Source organism: Tepidibacillus decaturensis, assembly GCF_001561915.1.
GTDB classification, from domain to species: domain Bacteria; phylum Bacillota; class Bacilli; order Tepidibacillales; family Tepidibacillaceae; genus Tepidibacillus_B; species Tepidibacillus_B infernus.
In genome coordinates this window covers 69109-87066 of record NZ_LSKU01000001.1, presented here as the reverse complement: position 1 = coordinate 87066, position 17958 = coordinate 69109, and the positions used below count along the sequence as shown (strand labels likewise).

The 17958-nt window shown below is 39.6% G+C and carries 17 protein-coding genes and 1 pseudogene; all 18 read right to left on the bottom strand.

Annotation, left to right across the window (positions count from 1 at the left end):
- Positions 1–131: 131 nt before the first annotated feature.
- Positions 132–353 carry a YdbC family protein gene (locus U473_RS00400; protein ID WP_068722365.1) on the bottom strand — a complete coding sequence of 74 codons (222 nt, stop codon included), beginning with the start codon at positions 351–353 and terminating at the stop codon, positions 132–134.
- Positions 354–430: 77 nt separating this feature from the next.
- Positions 431–3553: pseudogene (locus U473_RS00395) on the bottom strand (type I restriction endonuclease subunit R); the annotation flags it as partial.
- A gap of 29 nt (positions 3554–3582) precedes the next feature.
- Entirely contained in the window at positions 3583–4830 is a 1248-nt protein-coding gene (locus tag U473_RS00390) for a restriction endonuclease subunit S (protein WP_068722361.1), read from the bottom strand.
- Positions 4827–5855 (bottom strand): virulence RhuM family protein, encoded by a 1029-nt coding sequence (locus tag U473_RS00385; protein WP_068722359.1) that lies wholly within the window; start codon positions 5853–5855, stop codon positions 4827–4829. Before U473_RS00385 ends, U473_RS00390 begins: the two co-directional genes overlap by 4 nt.
- A complete protein-coding gene (locus U473_RS00380) occupies positions 5845–7347 on the bottom strand; it encodes a type I restriction-modification system subunit M (RefSeq protein WP_068722357.1) in 1503 nt (500 codons plus the stop codon). The genes U473_RS00385 and U473_RS00380 overlap by 11 nt, the downstream gene beginning before the upstream one ends.
- 15 nt (positions 7348–7362) lie before the next feature.
- A complete protein-coding gene (locus U473_RS00375; protein WP_068722355.1) occupies positions 7363–7869 on the bottom strand; it encodes a hypothetical protein in 507 nt (168 codons plus the stop codon).
- Positions 7870–7882: 13 nt separating this feature from the next.
- Positions 7883–9466 carry a restriction endonuclease subunit S gene (locus U473_RS00370; protein WP_068722353.1) on the bottom strand — a complete coding sequence of 528 codons (1584 nt, stop codon included), beginning with the start codon at positions 9464–9466 and terminating at the stop codon, positions 7883–7885.
- A gap of 406 nt (positions 9467–9872) precedes the next feature.
- Positions 9873–10190, bottom strand: coding sequence for an HNH endonuclease signature motif containing protein (locus U473_RS15775; RefSeq protein ID WP_201024110.1), 318 nt, complete (start codon positions 10188–10190; stop codon positions 9873–9875).
- A gap of 278 nt (positions 10191–10468) precedes the next feature.
- Positions 10469–11353 carry an Abi family protein gene (locus U473_RS00365; protein WP_082732282.1) on the bottom strand — a complete coding sequence of 295 codons (885 nt, stop codon included), beginning with the start codon at positions 11351–11353 and terminating at the stop codon, positions 10469–10471.
- A gap of 86 nt (positions 11354–11439) precedes the next feature.
- A complete protein-coding gene (locus U473_RS15325; protein ID WP_153011961.1) occupies positions 11440–11724 on the bottom strand; it encodes a UPF0236 family transposase-like protein in 285 nt (94 codons plus the stop codon).
- A complete protein-coding gene (locus U473_RS15320) occupies positions 11664–12008 on the bottom strand; it encodes a UPF0236 family transposase-like protein (protein ID WP_068722351.1) in 345 nt (114 codons plus the stop codon). Before U473_RS15320 ends, U473_RS15325 begins: the two co-directional genes overlap by 61 nt.
- Positions 12009–12163: 155 nt before the next feature.
- Positions 12164–12532: a YkvA family protein gene (locus U473_RS00355; RefSeq protein ID WP_068722349.1), complete on the bottom strand. Its 369-nt coding sequence runs from the start codon at positions 12530–12532 to the stop codon at positions 12164–12166.
- Between the two features lie 19 nt (positions 12533–12551).
- Entirely contained in the window at positions 12552–13793 is a 1242-nt protein-coding gene (locus U473_RS00350; RefSeq protein ID WP_068722347.1) for an MFS transporter, read from the bottom strand.
- 21 nt (positions 13794–13814) lie between these two features.
- Positions 13815–14354, bottom strand: coding sequence for a Chromate resistance protein ChrB (locus U473_RS00345; protein WP_201024109.1), 540 nt, complete (start codon positions 14352–14354; stop codon positions 13815–13817).
- A gap of 796 nt (positions 14355–15150) precedes the next feature.
- Positions 15151–15567: a YjdF family protein gene (locus U473_RS00340; RefSeq protein WP_068722342.1), complete on the bottom strand. Its 417-nt coding sequence runs from the start codon at positions 15565–15567 to the stop codon at positions 15151–15153.
- A 240-nt stretch (positions 15568–15807) separates the two neighbouring features.
- A complete protein-coding gene (locus tag U473_RS00335) occupies positions 15808–16728 on the bottom strand; it encodes a recombinase family protein (protein WP_068722340.1) in 921 nt (306 codons plus the stop codon).
- 355 nt (positions 16729–17083) lie between these two features.
- Positions 17084–17419: a helix-turn-helix domain-containing protein gene (locus U473_RS00330; RefSeq protein ID WP_235589125.1), complete on the bottom strand. Its 336-nt coding sequence runs from the start codon at positions 17417–17419 to the stop codon at positions 17084–17086.
- A gap of 157 nt (positions 17420–17576) precedes the next feature.
- Positions 17577–17816, bottom strand: coding sequence for a hypothetical protein (locus U473_RS00325; RefSeq protein ID WP_068722338.1), 240 nt, complete (start codon positions 17814–17816; stop codon positions 17577–17579).
- Between the last annotated feature and the right edge of the window lie 142 nt (positions 17817–17958).

Below are 17958 nucleotides of genomic sequence, written 5' to 3'. Positions count from 1 at the left end.
ATCATAGCCAAAAAAGACAACTTTAGGCTACGCCTAACCGAAATTCATCTCCTACTTTCACTGGTGCTGGCACACCTTCACGTTTAGAAGTGGGAGACTTCTTTCGGAGGGAAGTTAAATCTCTTTCTTTCTCAAACTTCGATATCTACCAGTAGTTCTTTTAATGCCTTCAATTCCTGTTTTGACAGAGTAACTCCTTTACCCATCTTTGAGTGGTCAGGAGACCACTCTCTGATGTCATACTTGGGTTCTCTGTCGTTCCAACTAATAAGATTTAGCTCTTTACTCCATCCTTTTGAACCTTCGGAAAGCACGCCGAGGGTTTCTTTGATTTCGTATTTGATATCCGACATAATCAGAAATTCCCCTTTTCCTCCGCTACTTTTGGTAATTCTTCTTTAACAAGCTGGTACTGATACCTAAACCCTGCACTCTCGTTTTGACACATAAGCTTGGCCTGCTCCATTACTATTTCTACAGCCTTAGGGGTTTTGTCCGGCGGATAACCATAGTGCTTAAGCAGTCTCTTTATAATCATCTTCATTTTGGCTTGCACGCTGGCACGAATAGACCAGTCAATGCTGAGATTTTTGCGTATTGCCTCAGTTAAATCCCTTGCTATCTGCTTGAGGATATCGTCGCCCATTACCTCTTTGGCGGACTCGTTTTCGGCAAGCGCATCGTAAAACGCCAGCTCATCTTCAGTAAGACCGGTATTTTCCCCACGTTTATGAGCTTCATTGATTTCTTTGGCAAGCTGTATAAGTTCCAAAATAATCTGCGTAGTTTCAATGGTGCGGTTCTGGTACTTCCTGATGGCATTCTCTAAAAGCTCCGAGAACTTCCTGGACTGAACAAGATTCCGCCTTGAAAAAGTCTTTATCTTGCCTTTAAGCAATCTGTTGAGAAGCTCGACGGCAAGGTTGCGCTGCTTCATGTTGCGCACTTCCTCCAGGAACTCGTCGGACAGTATAGCGATATTAGGCTTATTAAGCCCAACAGCATCCAAAACATCGATAACCTCATTGCTGGCAATCGATTTGGATATAAGCTGGTTAAGCTGGGCTTCAACCTCCGCAGCAGTTTTCTTTTTAGAGTTTTCGGGAATGAGCTTAATAATCCCGGATTTAACTGCTTTGTGGAAACCTATCTCAAGATTTAATTTTTCAGCAATATCGGTAGTAGCACAAAGCGAGTAGGCCCTTGAAAGTTCGCTGACCAGCTTAAGATATTCGTTTTTGCGTTCCTCACGCAGCCCAATAATGTAGTCGATGGTTTCAACAATGGCAGACATCCTATCGGAAGCAGAGCCGGTAAAGAATTTCTGATAATCATGACCATGGAGCAATTCCTTAATCAATTCATACTTTTCAAGGAGCACTGCTGCTGCCAGTTCAGTATCAACCCCTGTCTTCTCCCTGTCGCTCTCGGTATAATCATTAAGAGCATTCTTCAAGTTTTCGGCAATGCCGATATAATCTACGATCAAGCCGCCCTGCTTCTCCCTAAATACCCGGTTAACGCGGGCAATAGCCTGCATCAAGTTATGTCCTTGCATGGGTTTGTCAATATACATGGTGTGCATGCTCGGAACATCAAAACCGGTCAGCCACATGTCACGTACAATGACTAACTTCAGCTCGTCCTTGTTATCCTTCATGCGCTTGGCGATCCGTTTCCGGGTAGCCTTTGTGCCGATGAAAGGCTGCCATTCCTTAGGATCAGAAGAACTTCCGGTCATGACCACCTTAATAACTCCTTTTTCCACATCGTCAGAGTGCCATTCCGGGCGCAGCTCTATAATCTCTTTGTAGAGGTCAACCGCAATCCGCCGGGACATGGTTACGATCATACCTTTGCCCACTTCTGTCTCCTGGGCTGCGAGACGCTTTTCAAAATGCTCCACAATATCTTTGGCAATCGCTTTAACACGCTGCTCGGCACCGACAATAGCCTCAAGCCTTGACCATTTTGACTTGAGCTTTTCTTTTTGGGTATACTCCTGGTATTCAGTGATTTCTTCGTATTCGCTGTCAATAACGGGCTTGAGTTCATCCGGCAGCTCCAGCTTTGCAATCCGGCTTTCGTAGAAAATACGTACTGTCGTTCCATCCTCTACTGCCCTAGTCATATCATAAATATCGATATAGTCGCCAAATACCGCTCTGGTATCCTTGTCGGTAAGGGATATGGGCGTGCCGGTAAAGCCGATATAAGATGCTTTAGGAAGAGCATCACGCATATATTTGGCATAGCCGTATTTGACCTCGGCTTCAGTATCACCCTTGACAATTTCCGCTCCGAATCCGTACTGACTTCTATGGGCTTCATCAGCAATAACAATTACGTTTTCCCTGTCTGTAAGAACAGGCACGCTATCACCTTTTTCATCAGGAGCGAATTTATGTATGGTCGTGAATATTATGCCTCCCGATTCTCTTGCAAGGAGTCTGCGAAGATCTGCCCGGTCCTGAGCCTGCACCGGTTCCTGGCGCAATAAGTCTTTTGATTTGGCAAATGTGGAAAATAGCTGGTCGTCAAGGTCGTTACGGTCGGTAATCACTACGATTGTCGGATTATTAAGTTCTTTCGCAAGAACAAGCTTGCCCACATAGAAAACCATAGAAAGACTTTTGCCGCTGCCCTGGGTATGCCAAACAACGCCGGCTTTCCTATCCCCCTCAGTGATGGCGGCTCTTATCGTGCTTTCAACTGCCTTATTGACAGCATGATATTGATGGTAACCTGCCAGAATTTTGTAAGTATCTTTTCCGTCAGTCTGGAACAATATAAAGTTCTTAATAAGATCAAGCAGACGTTCCTTTTCAAACATTCCTTTGATTAAGATTTCAAGCTGCGGGCGGCCTACAGGTGCAATCTCGTCTCCGTCAATAGTCCGCCACATCATGAACCTGTCTTCATCGGCAGTTATTGTGCCTGCCCGTGCATTCACCCCGTCAGATATAACTACAAAGGAATTGTAGGTAAAGAGGGACGGGATCGTGCTAATATAGTTTTGGATCTGATTAAAGGCGTCGGATATTTCTACATCCTCATTGGCCAAGTTTTTAAGCTCGATGACAACAAGGGGAATGCCGTTGACAAATACCACCACATCAGGACGCTTTTCAATCCTATTCTCAATCACAGTAAATTGGTTAACAGCCAAAAAATCATTATTCTCTACTTTCTCGAAGTCAAAAACCTTGACCTGCTTGCTGACTATTCTGCCGTCACTGGCCCTAAAGGTAGCATTCACCCCATCGGTGACCATCTTTTGAAAAAGGTGGTTGTTGTCTATTAGTGCAGGATTGAGCGGCACAAGGATTTGATGCAGGGCGTCGTCAAGAGCCTCCTGGGGCAAATCCGGGTTAATGCGCTTTAAGGCGTCCTTCAGACGTTCCTCCAGTATTACCTCGGAATAATCAGAACGTTCAGGATAATCCCCACCGGGCGAAAGGTCAGGAGCAAAGGCAATTTCGTAGTTGAGTTCCTCAAACCATTCTAAGGCCGCCTGCTCCAACTCATCTTCATATACATTATGATTTGACATAAGGTTTCCCCCTTTCTATCGCATACATATCACACAACCTCCTCAACAGGTACTCTTATCTCACCGCTCATTAGCTTAGGTAGCAGGGTGTCGCGAATTGACGATAAAATGTTATTCTCATCTTCAAGCAAAGCCTGTACTTTACCAAGTGTAGTAGCGATTTCATTGAACTGATTGATCACATCCATAGGTGGTAAAATGATTGGGACTTTTTTCATTTCTCCACCTGATATTTCTTTGAATGTTGAGCCAGACGCCCGACTCTCAATTTCGCCTATATTATTTTTTAACAATAAATATACATATTCTGAGCTAATATTATTAAAAGGAACAATTGATTTAAATCCTTGGTTAGTTGTTACTGCGTTTTTTGCGATTGCTATGTATCCAATAGGTGCTCTTGAACTAAATAATACTGTGCCTTTAGGCATAAGTTTTGCACTGCTTTCCCGCAAGCCTAACTCAGAAATATCGAATTGTCCTCTACTGATATACTTATTTTTGTTCATAGATAAGTCTTTTGGTGTAATCCAAGGAATACCTGAATCTGCATAATATTCCGGTTTGGATTTAGACGGAGTCCCACCACCAATGATGTCACCTATACTACTAAGAGTCCCAACTCTCCACCCCTTTGGTATTAACCCCAGTTCGCTTTCTTCAAACTCGCCGTCCTTAAACGGCTCAAAGTCCACAAACCAAGACTTAAAGAGTGCCTGCGCCATTTCTTCAAGGGTTTTGTTGATTTGGTTGTTAAGCTCAATCATGTCGTCAAGGGCAGATAGTGTGGCGGCGATTGCTTTTTGCTCAGGGAGTGGAGGAATAAATATATCCAATGCTTTTATATGCTTAGTAGTAATGCTACCCCTAATGCTATTTCCATCTGATATCTGTCTTAATTCTTCATACCTATTCCTCAAATTAAAAAATAAATATTTGGGAAGTAGTTCATCTTTCTTTGCCCTGATTGCAATTATTGATTGATTTATATATGTATCAATCATACAATACGAAACTTGTCCCCGAGTATACCCTTGACCAGCTGAAGCTATAACAACATCATCTTTTAAAGCTAATCTAGTTGAAGAATTATTTACCCCTTCTGAAGTAATTGTTTTTTCTGTTTGTTTTATATAGGCATTCCGCGTTTCACCAGAAGACAACCAATTATACTCACCATTCCAATATTCTTCTATCTTTGTATTAGGCGTACCACCACTAAAAATAGCCTCCGCAACTTCATCTACTTTTGTTTTTCTCCACTCACTAAAACTCACACCCCATCACCTCCGGCACTATCCTTCTTCCCTTTCAGCTTCTTTGCGGTCTTGTCTATACTTTCTAAAAAGTGCTTTTCCACCTCGGAAAGCTCATTTTGGGTTCGTTCCCTATACTTCTCATACTCTTCTATTGCCTTTTGAGTGGCTTGTTGGTGGCTGATTTTGCCTGCGTGCGTAAGAATCTCACTGTCGCTCATCTTAAGGAACTCGTCTAATTTACTTACCCAGTCGGCCATGTACATGGGTTTTCTGCGCATTGCCTGAAGCTCGGCAAATTCGATATAAGCATTGACGATGCGGTTTAGTACAGCCAGCTCATCCTCTGTAAGATAGTTTTTGGCAATCTGGGATTCTGACCTGGTAGGCTTGGAACCGGTAAAGTTGGTCATTCCCATAAAAGGCTTTGTGCTATCAGCTCTCTGATACACTATTTCTGCCGCAGTATGCCCATGGGCCGCCCAGTGCATTTTATTCTGGACCGTTTGAAAAAACTGCAGTGAAATGGCCGCATCCGGTGAATAGTCAATACTCGTCGCGTAAATATCCAAAATCTTGCGGTAAAATACCTTTTCTGAGGAGCGAATATCCCGGATCCGCTCCAGCAGTTCCTCAAAATAATTACCGCCGCCTGCTTTTTTCAGCAAGTCATCATTCATTGTAAATCCTTTGATGATGTATTCCTTCAGTCTTTGAGTCGCCCAAATCCTAAACTGAGTGCCCCTATGGGACTTGACCCGATAGCCGACGGAAATAATTACGTCAAGATTAAAATATTCCACATTATAGGTTTTACCATCTGCCGCAGTTGTTGCAAAATTTGCAACAACTGATTTTTCATCCAATTCACCTTCTGCAAAAACATTTTTGATGTGGCGTGAAATAACAGACTTATCCCGTTGAAACAACTCCGCCATCTGATTCAATGAAAGCCAAACTGTCTCGTCCTCCATCCTCACTTCAATCTTGGTTTGTCCGTCTTCGGTCTGGTACATTAATATTTCGGAATTATTTTCAAAACTCATACCCAATCGCCCCCAGTCTTTTACGGATTTCCTCCTCCAGAGATTTACGCTTTGCAAACATCTCGGCAAGCTCACCGGTAAGCCTTGTCATCTTTTCATCAAAAGGCTCCCCGTCATCGACCCGTTCTTCAATGCCCACATACCTGCCGGGGGTGAGAATATATTCATGGGAGCGCACTTCATCCAAAGTGGCAGATTTGCAGAATCCTTTGATGTCCTCGTAACCTTCACCCTTTTTCCATTTGTGGTAGATATCGGCGATATATTTTATCTCTGTCTCATAATCAAGTTCCCTGTGCTTGCGGTCAACCATCGTACCCATCTTGCGGGCATCAATAAAGAGGATTTCGTTGCTACGATCCCGGCCTGCAGATTTCTTATTCTTGGTTAGGAACCACAGGCAGGCAGGAATGGTTACATTGTAGAAAAGGTTGGGCGGCAGAGTAATGATGCAGTCCACCAGCTTGTCTTCGATAATATTCTTCCTTATCTCGGCTTCACTGGTTGTAGTGGTGGACATAGAACCGTTTGCCATGACAAAGCCCGCCACACCGTTTGGCGAGAGCTTGGAAATAATATGCTGTATCCAGGCATAGTTGGCGTTTCCTGCAGGAGGCATACCATACTTCCAACGGACATCATCGGTAAGCCTGTTAGCTCCCCAGTCCTTGATATTAAAGGGTGGATTGGCAAGGATATAGTCCGCCTTTAACATCTTGTGGAGGTCGTTGGAAAAGGTATCCGCATCCCGCTCACCAAGGTTTCCGTCAATACCCCTGATCGCAAGGTTCATTTTGCAAAGTCGCCAGGTGGTAGCAGTATATTCCTGTCCAAAGATATGGATGTCGTCCTTTCTGCCGCTGTGTTCTTCGACAAACCTTTGACTTTGCACAAACATACCGCCGGACCCGCAGCACGGGTCATAAACCCTGCCTTTATATGGCTCGATCATTTCAACAAGAAGTTTTACGATAGATGGCGGGGTATAAAATTCGCCTTCCGACGAACCGAACTTTCCAAGAAAGTATTCGTAAACCCTGCCGAGCACATCTTTGGCTCTTGCCTCCTTATCGCCAACCTTAAAGGAAAACAAGTCGATAAGCTCGCCAAGCTTTGTTTTGTCTATTTCCGGGCGGGCATAGTTTTTAGGCAACACCCCTTTAAGGGAGGCGTTTTCCTTTTCAATAGCTATCATTGCTTCGTCGATAATCTGTCCGATAGTAGGCTGCTTGGCATTTGCTTTTATGTACTCCCAACGGGCTTCTTTTGGAACAAAAAATATATTCTCCTCGGTATAGGCGTCTATGTCTTCCTCAAAACCTTCGCCTTCTGCGACTAATTCGTTATATCTCTCTTCAAAAGCATCGGAAATGTATTTAAGGAAAATAAGTCCCAGTACTACATGCTTGTATTCTGAAGCCTCAATGTTGCCGCGCAGTTTATCTGCCATTTCCCATAGATTATTTTCAAACCCCAAATTTACTGTTGCCATTTTTCATCCTCCTCATCATACGCAATCTATTGCTCTATCCAAAAAATACCTATTAAAATCTTTATAGACCTGTATTCCTTGATTTTCGCTTCTAGCGGTTCCGTAACATTTCAGATATGGACTGCCTTTTTTATGTATAACTGAGATTCTGCGTTCTTTGTTAACAGAGTCGTTTCCCAAACACTCCAAACCATTATCGAAATCCAATACGGCAATTTCGTTTTCTTTCATATCAGGATCAGTGCATACCAGGACAAAGAAATGTTTTCTGTTTGGCTCCGGAAAGTTTTTAATGACCTCCATTTCTTTTTCCGTAAAACGCACATCCCACTTTCTAGTATTCTTTCTATCGCTTGCTTTGCAGGTGGTTGAGTATTTGATATATACTTTATAATCGCCAAGATCTGTAGTGAACTTCACGATTTTACTTTTTTCTCCCGCTTCAAACAAAGCAGGTGTAATACCGTTTGAAATAAGATAAGATAAAAAAGCTCCGCAGAAATAATCAATTTTCTTTACCATTCGCACCGCCCCCTTACACTAATTGATTATAAATTTTCTCCTTCTCTTCCAAATAACGTTTCTCAGCTTTTGCCACAGTCTCTTGATATAATGCAACTTCCCTTGCATACTTTTCCGCCAGCTCTTTCTGCTCCTCTATACTCAACAGCGGTATTTCCATTTCCGCAATGTCAGTATGATTTATATTAACAATGGTCGTTCCTCTTTGGAAGCTTTTTATAAGTGCTATTCCGACAGGACTCTCAAAGAATATCTTAAGGTAATCGCTCAGTACTCTGTTATTGGGTCTGATAACAATAACATTGGCCGAGGCGATAACGATATTTTTTTGTTTACGGTATACACCCGTTTTAATTGCCGATCCCCTACAGGACAAGACTATATCTCCATCTATCAGCTCATATCTTTTGATTTTTCGTTCTTCTTCATCAATACTGTCCATATTGGAATAATCAATGCCAGTATCAGTAATATTTGAAATATTTAGCACCAGAATTTTTCCAGGCTTAACATCCTTTTTTAGGATTGATTTTCCTCTAAAAACTTCAGCTACTTCATGAAGTTTAACTCTTTCAAGAGTTGATGTCTTATACTTTCTGATATTCTCGTCATCATCCGCTAGTATAAGTTCAATTCGCCAATCCTCTTGAGCGGCAAAATCTTCGCTCCTCACTACCTTCACTTTGTCGACATAAAGACCATTATCATAACCTAAATATCCCACGCTCACAATTTCCTTTTTTGCAGCACCTATAGTTAGCATATAGGTTTTTATAGCAGTGTAGGGCTTAAAAGTACCTTCGGGAAGACTATAAAGACCCTCCAATTGATAGCGGGTCATGATATGCTCACGCAGCTTTGCTTCAGAACCACTTGCAAATGTAATCTTAGCAGGGAGCACAGTCACCAGCTTGCCTCTGTCAGATAAGTGTCGAAGTAAATTCTGCGTTGCCACAACATCTGGTCTTGAGGACATAAATTTATTGTTAACGCCTTCAATCTTGCCACCAAAGTCAGGCAGTGAATAGATAAAGTCAAAACGTGCGTCAACAAGGAGCTCTTGGTATATCGACTGATTAAGAATACTGACGTTCTCATATTCTTCAAATACAAGCTTAAGCAGCATAAACATAAGTACATTAGATGTGGTAAAGGTTATATTTTTTGACTGGTACTTCTCCACCAAGCCTTTAAGACCTGATAGGCTTTTTTCTGCTTCAGCAATAAGTATCGATTGTGATCTTGCATCATCTATTAGGCTACAGACATATTCCGTCAAATAAGCTGGAGAGAATATTTGTCCGAAACGGTCGTTTTGGTATAGTTTAAGTGTATACTCAATCAGATCAATTTCTTGTGCAACCTTATAAATAGAAGAAAAGAAATCCCTGTCGCCCGGAAAGTATCCCAGAATTGTACTTTCTGTAGAATGCTTCATTAATTCGAAAAGCTGCTCTCCATCCTGTAGAGATTTTTTCTGTGATTTCACGGCTCGCGCTGTAAGTTTGACGCGTAACATTTCGTTTAGTAATTGTTCTCGGGAGGTAATACCGCGCATGGCAAACGAATTAATAAAAATATCTATTGATGGGTTCACGATTTTCCTCCTTTCTATCCAAATATGCAAATTATTCCATCTATGGTATTTTAACATTAAAATCTTAGTATGTATATACTAAAATTTTAATTCTACATTTTTAATTCAGTTGATGCTATTAGTACAGTACATCGTCCATGGAAACATAGTCGGTTTAGCTTTATCACTGCGAATTGAAGCCCCCAAAAGCTTATTAAAGCCCTGCGCAAGGCTTTATAAACACATTCTTGTTGGAAACTACGCACTCTGTTTGGTAACTCAGGCCTTAAATGAATGGGTATACTGACAACTATCCTGTTTTTCTTCTACCACGATTATCTCAAAGTGAGAAAGGCAACAGATGACTTACTAAGAATGCATGGGATCAAAATTTAATAGCTATATCCCCTAGGTGAGCTGTAAAAGCTCACCTGTTTTTTCCCCAGCGTCTGTCCTCCCGCGCCGTTTTTGAATCATGGCAGCGTTTGCACATACTCTGCAAGTTATTTACCAAGGCAGCACCACCTTCCTTGATAGGTACAATATGGTCCACAACCGTTGCAGGCGTTATCTTGCCTTCTCTTTCGCAGTGCTCGCATAGGGGGTTTATGGCAATCTTCTGTTTTCGAAACCGCTGCCATTGGTGTGAGTTATAGAACCGCTTGCTGAAATTGGCCCTTTTGAAACGGTTATATTTTTTATATTCCTCCCTGCGGTGTCGGTCACAATACTGTCCATCGGTCAAGGCTGGCAACCAGGCTGGCTGCAGGGTCGTTTAGGTCTTCTTGGCATCAGGCTTCACCAGCTTATCCTTTTTTTGAAACAAACGGGGAACATGCTGTACACCTTTTTTCGTGTAAGCCATGTTCCCCAGATACAGCTTTTGCATTTAATCATATATATCTCTCCGTTTTTCAGGCAATAAAAAACTCCCGGCGGCAAAACCGAGAGTAATATCTATACTTCTTCAGCTTAAATTTTAGCATAGGAAAAACGACATCTCACTGGCATTTTACTGTACTTTTACTGTACCTGTCTTAATAATGTTTCCCATTTTGCTGGAAAACCCATCAGCTTTATATCTACATTTTCATATTCTTCGATTAATGCCTTAATGTTAGTTACAAAAGACTCCCATGCGGGCTTGTTTAAATAGACCTTTCCCATTATATATAAAACTGAAAAAATACTATTATTGTTAATGCCTTTCATTTTATCTTTTTTATCTAAACGAGGTGTAATTGTCAGTTTACGATTATAAAGCCTACCATAATGGGCACAAATATTTCTAATAGTAGAAAAGACATATAACCAACTTTCTATATACCTATAGGGAATATTATAATAACTTTCGGCTATTTCTTTTTTGTCTACATTTTTCATATTTGAAAAAATCTTTGACAATAATCCAAAGGATGTAACTTCAATTGCAACCCATATTGGAAATATTCCTTTATACTTATCCTTATAGTGCTTGATAAACAATTCATCACTTCTGTCTATTTCTTTGTTAATTTGTAAAATCATGTCATTGTGATATTGATCATTTTGGAAATTGTTTTTGTCTAGATATCCTATAGGTCCATATTTATGTGCAAGTAAATATGCTATATGAGTCCTGAAAGTTATTTCTATGCTTTCGAGCATACCCAACAACAAATTTCTTAATTTCTTATCAAATTCGTAAAGGTTATAAACATCTTCAAGAGAAACACCGTCATAAAACCTGTCATTTTCTTTTAGTGTCAGCATATATGCACTTAAGCGATAATAGCTTATTCTTTTTAAGATATTTTTTGCCTTCTCCACATCTGAAATAACCATGTTTCGCGCTTTTAATATTTCAATTTGTTCCTCAAATGTGGTAGGTTTTTTTATATTATTATTTGCTGACAAATCAGTCACCATAAAAAACCCTCACAAAATAAAAAGTCTCACCTTGGTACGCATTGTTAAGAGGCGTGGTGAGCTCTGTTAATATTATAATACTCCAGCTATAAAATTTTGTCAATCACATCAGCTTCGACATATAGATCGTCCACTTTTTTGCCGTCAGGTAAAGATGCGGCTTCCTCTAATTCCATCACCATTTCTTTATCGGCCTGTGCTTGCACTTTCCCTACACGTCTTACGATACTCCCAACCGTTTGGTGACTCATTTCTACAGCTGTCCATTCTTTTAATATACGTGATGATTCTCGATAGGTGTTTTCACTTGCTAATTCTGCAACTTTGACTTCAACAAATGGACTGTACCGTTGGTTTTTTTGTATTCCCACCCATTCATCAAAAGGATAATGGGCGTTCCTTTCTCATCTCCCATTAATGTATGTCGAAAACGCACTGCACCAAAGCTAAATTGAACTGTTTTCCAATCTTCCCTTTTTATTTTCCAACCTTTATCTTGTCTCTTTTTCTTAATGACTTGATCTAACTGTGTAAAAATTTCCCCCAATAAGGAACTAAATACTTCTTGCATATAAGTTTGAATGTTTTCCTCTAACTCAATTAAATTATTTGTATTCTTAATTAACTGATATAATCTTGTTATAATATTCTCCATGAGAAGGCCTCTTTCTAAAATGTATTTGCGTGGAAGCATACATTTATGATAGAACGCCTTCTCTTTTTTTGGCTAGTATTTTCTATTAAAATCCTCGAGAAATATTTTACACATAGTTCACAAATTCACAAATATATAATAATGTTTTTATATTTTTAAACAACAATCTTCCATACAACTATTGCAACTATCATAATCCATAAAATTACAATTGGAACAGCATAGTACCATTTTTTAGGTTTTCCGTCCTTCCACATACCTGCTGCTTCTGCTTTGCATATCTCCATTATTTCATTCGGTATAAATTTAATAGCCAATGTTGCCAATAACGGAAGAATAATTAGATCGTCTAAGTATCCCAACACAGGTATAAAATCAGGAACTACATCAATGGGTGACAATGCATACCCTACGGTTAGTCCGGCAAATATCTTTGCAACGATTGGTGTATCCTTTCTCTTCATTGCTATGAAAAGAGCCGGAATATATGTTTTTAAAGCATTTGCTTTCTCTTTAAGATTCATTTGTTTATGCCCCCCGGAATTAAAGCTCTACTTGATGGCTGTTTTTTACCATATTGTTCATTTTGAAATATAGAATAATAGCAATCAATTCAGTAATACAAGTGAAAGCAATTATAATCCCTATCATATTCATATCGTAAAGCAAACCCATCAATGCTGCTCCGCCAAGCAAAGCCAAACCATAACTGGTATTAAATACTCCATAACCGGTACCACGTTTATCAAATGGTGTAATATCTGCAATTGCAGAACGCATAACTGTTTCATGCGTTCCTATAACTATGCCAAAAACAATCATTCCAATAACGATAAGCACTGTCGAATTGCTTAATGTCAAAAATGGCAACAGCAATGTGAGGAACGGAATTGCCATCAAAACTAGAAGACCGCCAGTTCTCATTCCTGTCTTAATTTTCAGTCGATCATAAGCTTTGCCGACAAGCAGCGCTGTAGCAGCATCAACAACCATGGCTACTGAATAAAGCAAGGTTATATTTCCATCTGACATCAAGTTTTTCGCTTTCAGATGGTAACCTACTGTACTGAAATTAACAAATCCTAACGTACAGAAAAAGGTGAAGGCTGTATAGATCCAAAAAATCGGTTTAAGGTGCTCCGTATGAAAATCCCTTTTAATAACCGCAGGGATAAGATTGTCTCGTTTAATCCTTCTATATGCATATATCAGAAATAGCATTAGAATTACAAACGGAATAAACAATGATTTATATCCCAACTGATACTGTGTAATTCCATTCTTTCCCGAAAAATAAAAAACCATAGTGAAAATAAGCGGGCCAATAAAAGCGCCTATTTGATCCAGAGCTTCCTGAAGGCCGAAGGCAAATCCAACTCCAGCCTGATTTTCTGCAACACCGGAGATAATTGTATCCTTTGCCGGACTGCGCAATGCTTTTCCGATTCGCTCCATTAAAATCAGCACGACGAGAATATTCCAGTTCATAGTGAATCCCATCAGGGGTACAACCAGTAGCATACCATAGCCCAAAAACATAAAAATCCAGTGCCTGCCGCTCTTATCCGATAAGCTTCCAGCAACAAGCCTCAGAAAATATCCTAAGAACTCTCCAATACCAAAGACCAGTCCGACTTGAACTGCACTAATGCTCAACAAATTTAAATACTGGCTATTGATACTCCTTGCAGCTTCATAAACTACATCACCCATCATACTGATAATACCAAATATGATTATCACAGTTACTGCCGGTGTAAATTGATTTTTTGAATTATGACTCATAAGCTAATCCCTTTCTTTTAATTATTCTTCTTCATTTGATGCGTAAACCTTATTGCTAAAATCATCCAACAGGTATTTGCATTTTTCTAGCGTTTCCTCTGCCTGCTTTTTTAGTGGTGTACTAAAAAAATCTCTATGATTTATCTTTTTTAACCACTCCACAAGCTTATTGTATTCATCTTCATTTTCTTCAAGTTCAACATATGTGAAGTTTTCTCTTTTTGTTTCCTTTTCAATTTCAAGAAAAAAGTTTTCGCATTTTTCTAAAAACTCCCGGTATTCCTCATCTCTGGCTTTATTAAACAGATTGATTATGTCATCAGTGTTTCCCGTGCTAATAAAATCAGCATTTGCGATGTATGCGTTACCGCCGTTTTCAATTATTTCTTTTGATATGTCATTGAAAATTTCTAAATGTTCTTCGGAAGCAGGAAGAGCCCACATTGATTGTCCAATGCTTACAGATCCGCATTTTTTTAATTTTCTCCATACACTTACTCGAACTCGGGACTGTTCTTTCGGCAAGGTGAAATTCAATATTAACCATTCTTTATTGCTCAAATCATTCTCTCCTTTTATAAATGTAATACTCATAACATGTAATACTTATAACATTATATAAACTGCTAGGAGAACTGTCAATAATCAAAAAAGGCCGCCAATCAAGGAGTATTGTTCCTCAACTGACGGCCATCCACTAATTTATATCTCGACATCAATCTCCACACCAGACTTACATTCAATGGTCAGCTCATCATCAAACACAGTTATTTTCTACCTCGTTTATCGCCTTGACCACAGCATTTTTTAATACTTGTTATGCTCTTAGAAGAAGATTCACTTTCTTAACTTGAGCCTGCTTTTGACTCCGAGGGTTTTAGCTGTTATTAAATATGAACTTCTGCCCCTTTTATTACATACCCATATTCTGGGCCTGCCGATATATCCATCTTATCTCCTCAACCCCTACAAAAATAAGCATTATCTAATCTATCAACTCAACCCTATCACCTTTAGGACAGTTGATATGTTACCGCAAACAACAAAAATAAGGGTTTCCTAACATTATCTCCTCCGGCAAAGTAGCCGTGAGAAGAAACCAATGTCTGGAAACCCTTTATTTATCAGTATGTTGAACACTCCTATTTCTCAACCCTTGACATCAATACTATGCACTCAACATGTGATTTTTAGGCTATTTCGGAAACATGTCCAAAATTAACGAAAACACTTGATTTTAAAGGCTTTTTCGCTAGACAATCCATTTCTTGATATCTAATCTTTCGTCTCGGATAAGTAGGCTATTTACTGTTTTACAGTTTTACAAACTAAAATTTGAGAAGGATAGCACCAGGGCTTATCTGCCCCGATGCTTTTCCTTCTTTTTTTGCTGTTTCAGTTCAAATTGACGCTTGGCTTCAGCTTCTTTTTTCTCTTTGCTTCTGACTTTGCGTTCCACTTTGTACTGCTCCTGCTGTAACTTCAGCGCCTGTTGAGCCTTTGTACCAATGCCCTTATTAGACACTTGTTTTCTGATCTCACGTTGAACCTTTTTAGGATTCTTACTGCCTTCTTTTACAACAGCTGCCACAGCGGGACTAAATTGCAAACTATAATAGTGTTTAAGAACAGACTCATATACTTCATTGTCCTTAGGTTCCGCTCCGAATGTAACCTTTGCGACAGATAGTTTTCCGTCTTCAATTCTCTCGAAAACACCTACCCAGAACGGCTCCTCAAAATACACCGTCAGTTTGCCACTTACTTTGTCCATGACAATCCCTCCTTATTTAATTGAGATTAGCAAAGAACGGACAACCCGGAGGGGCAGGTTACTTACCCTGATGAACAGGACGGCCGGGCTACCAACCGGCTCTAGCATACTTTTCAGTATGCATTGCGTTTTTATCTTTGCTTTTTATATAATCAAGCCTTACGGCTGGATTAACAGTTTTCAGTTAGCGGTATACAAATCTAAATATCATCATATCACTTCCACAAATTACAAATTTTCTTATTTATTCTTCGAACTGTATTTCTTACTGCTGCGATGTTTACCATCATCATCCCTAACAATATTACTTCGCTTTTTCTTTTCTTGCTGTACGGCTCTAAACTCGCTCTCCGTTATAATCGGCGGATGGCATTCTTTCATCTGATACCTATATTCCTGTGTGGCTGAATCCAAAAGCGTAACCGTACCTGTGTATTTCTCATTTTCAAGCATTTTCTCTATGGAACGCTTGCTCCATGTTCCCTTGCCAGTAGGGGAAGGAATGCCTGCGTCTGATAGTTTCTTAATGATACCCAGCACGCTGGCCCCATCAAGGTACCAACGGAATATATCCCGCACCACCTTAGCCTGTTCATCATCAATTACAAGCTCTTCGTCCTTATCCTTTGTGTAACCGTAAAGCTTTCGTTTGTAAAGTCCGGATGTCCCGTTTGCCGCTCTCATGGCAAGTCCTAAACGGATATTCCCGCTTCGGCTTTCATTTTCAGCCTGAGCCAAGGATTCCATCACCGAAATCATAAGGTTGCTGTCGACCTCATCGGTATCCAGATTCTCTTGTTCAAATATGATTCTGACTCCTGCTGCTTTCAATCGATTGATTGCTGACAAGGTTTCAACCGTATCCCTGCCAAATCGGCTGATGCTTTTTGTTAGGACAACGGAGATATTGTGAGCTTCACACTCTCGAAGCAGTCGCTCGAATTCACGACGAGGAATTTCTCCCTTCGCTGATGCAATATCGATAAAAACATCTGCCAACCTCCACTGGCTAACATTCGCAACGGCTCTCGTTAGAGCAGAAATTTGTGCCGCAAGACTATAAAGCTGTTCCTTTTCATTTGTACTGACCCTGCAATAGATTCCCACTTTCTTTTCCAAGCGGTCATTCCTTGCCGGAATATACCAGATTTTTTGATCCATCCGCCCACCTCCTTGTCCTGAATTAACCTATTTTCATTCCATTTTAGTTCTAATGATAAGTAGGCTTTATTCATATTTCAAATGCATAAAAACACAATATATTGTACTTGAATAATTGCGTTCTACTATACGTTGCGCGACATCAAGACCACACACTCAACGTGCATCGTTTGTTGAGACTAAAAAAATTGATTTTATTTATCTTTACTTTTCATATTTTATTAACGTCTGTAACCCTTGTAAAATAAGCATCCTTTTGGAATTCTTTTATTTATTCTATTTTATTATCTTATATAGACTTAGTTCTTTTACGCATTCTTGGGTGGCAATAGGGTGGAATTGCCACCCAACTATATTACTCATTTTTGAATGTAATTTCTTTCACTTCTTGTGGATTCGTTAGGTCATAACCCTGATATTTTTCAATGAATTCAAGTAACGCTGCCCTACTCACCTTCATGCTACCTAATTTTAAAGCAGGTAATAATCCATTGTTGATTAATTCATAAACATAATTTGTGTTAGTTTTTATCAATTCAGCAACTTCACTGACAGTATATAGAACATCTGTTGATTCAGCATTATAAATTACAGTTACATTTTGATTTTTCGCTACAAGATTATGCCTTTTCAAATCGTTAATAACTGCTTGTGCTATCTGTTTTTCATCTATTTTTATTTCCATCTTCATAGTCAAAAGAATCCTTTCTACCGATTCAGGCTTTCACATTTGCCCCACATTCATTTTAAACTATTAGATAATATAAATGCACCCACAAACAATCAAACCGCTTAAAAACGATTCTAGGCATGAGAAAAGCACCCCTATAAAAAGGTGCTTAAATTAATTATATGTCTGCATCATTAGGTTGTTCATAATCAAGTAATTCTTCCCAAGTCTTTCCTTGTTCGATACATGTTTGATAAACAGAAATGACACCACCCATTTCTTCAACACCGTCAGGGTAGCCAAAGGGAACAGTCAACCCAATGGGTTCACCGCCAATGATTTCATCATATTCCAGGTAAGCACGACCTTCTTCATCAGTCCGATATAATTCAATTTGTTCATCAGTTAATTGAACCATTTTGAATCAATCCTTTTTTGAAAAGTTAATTTCAATTTTATAATAACACATTTAATTAATTCTTGAAGCAGCACTTTCATTGATGATGTTGTTTAGCTGTTCCTGATATAGAAATTCAAACAATATTTTCACCACCTTTTAC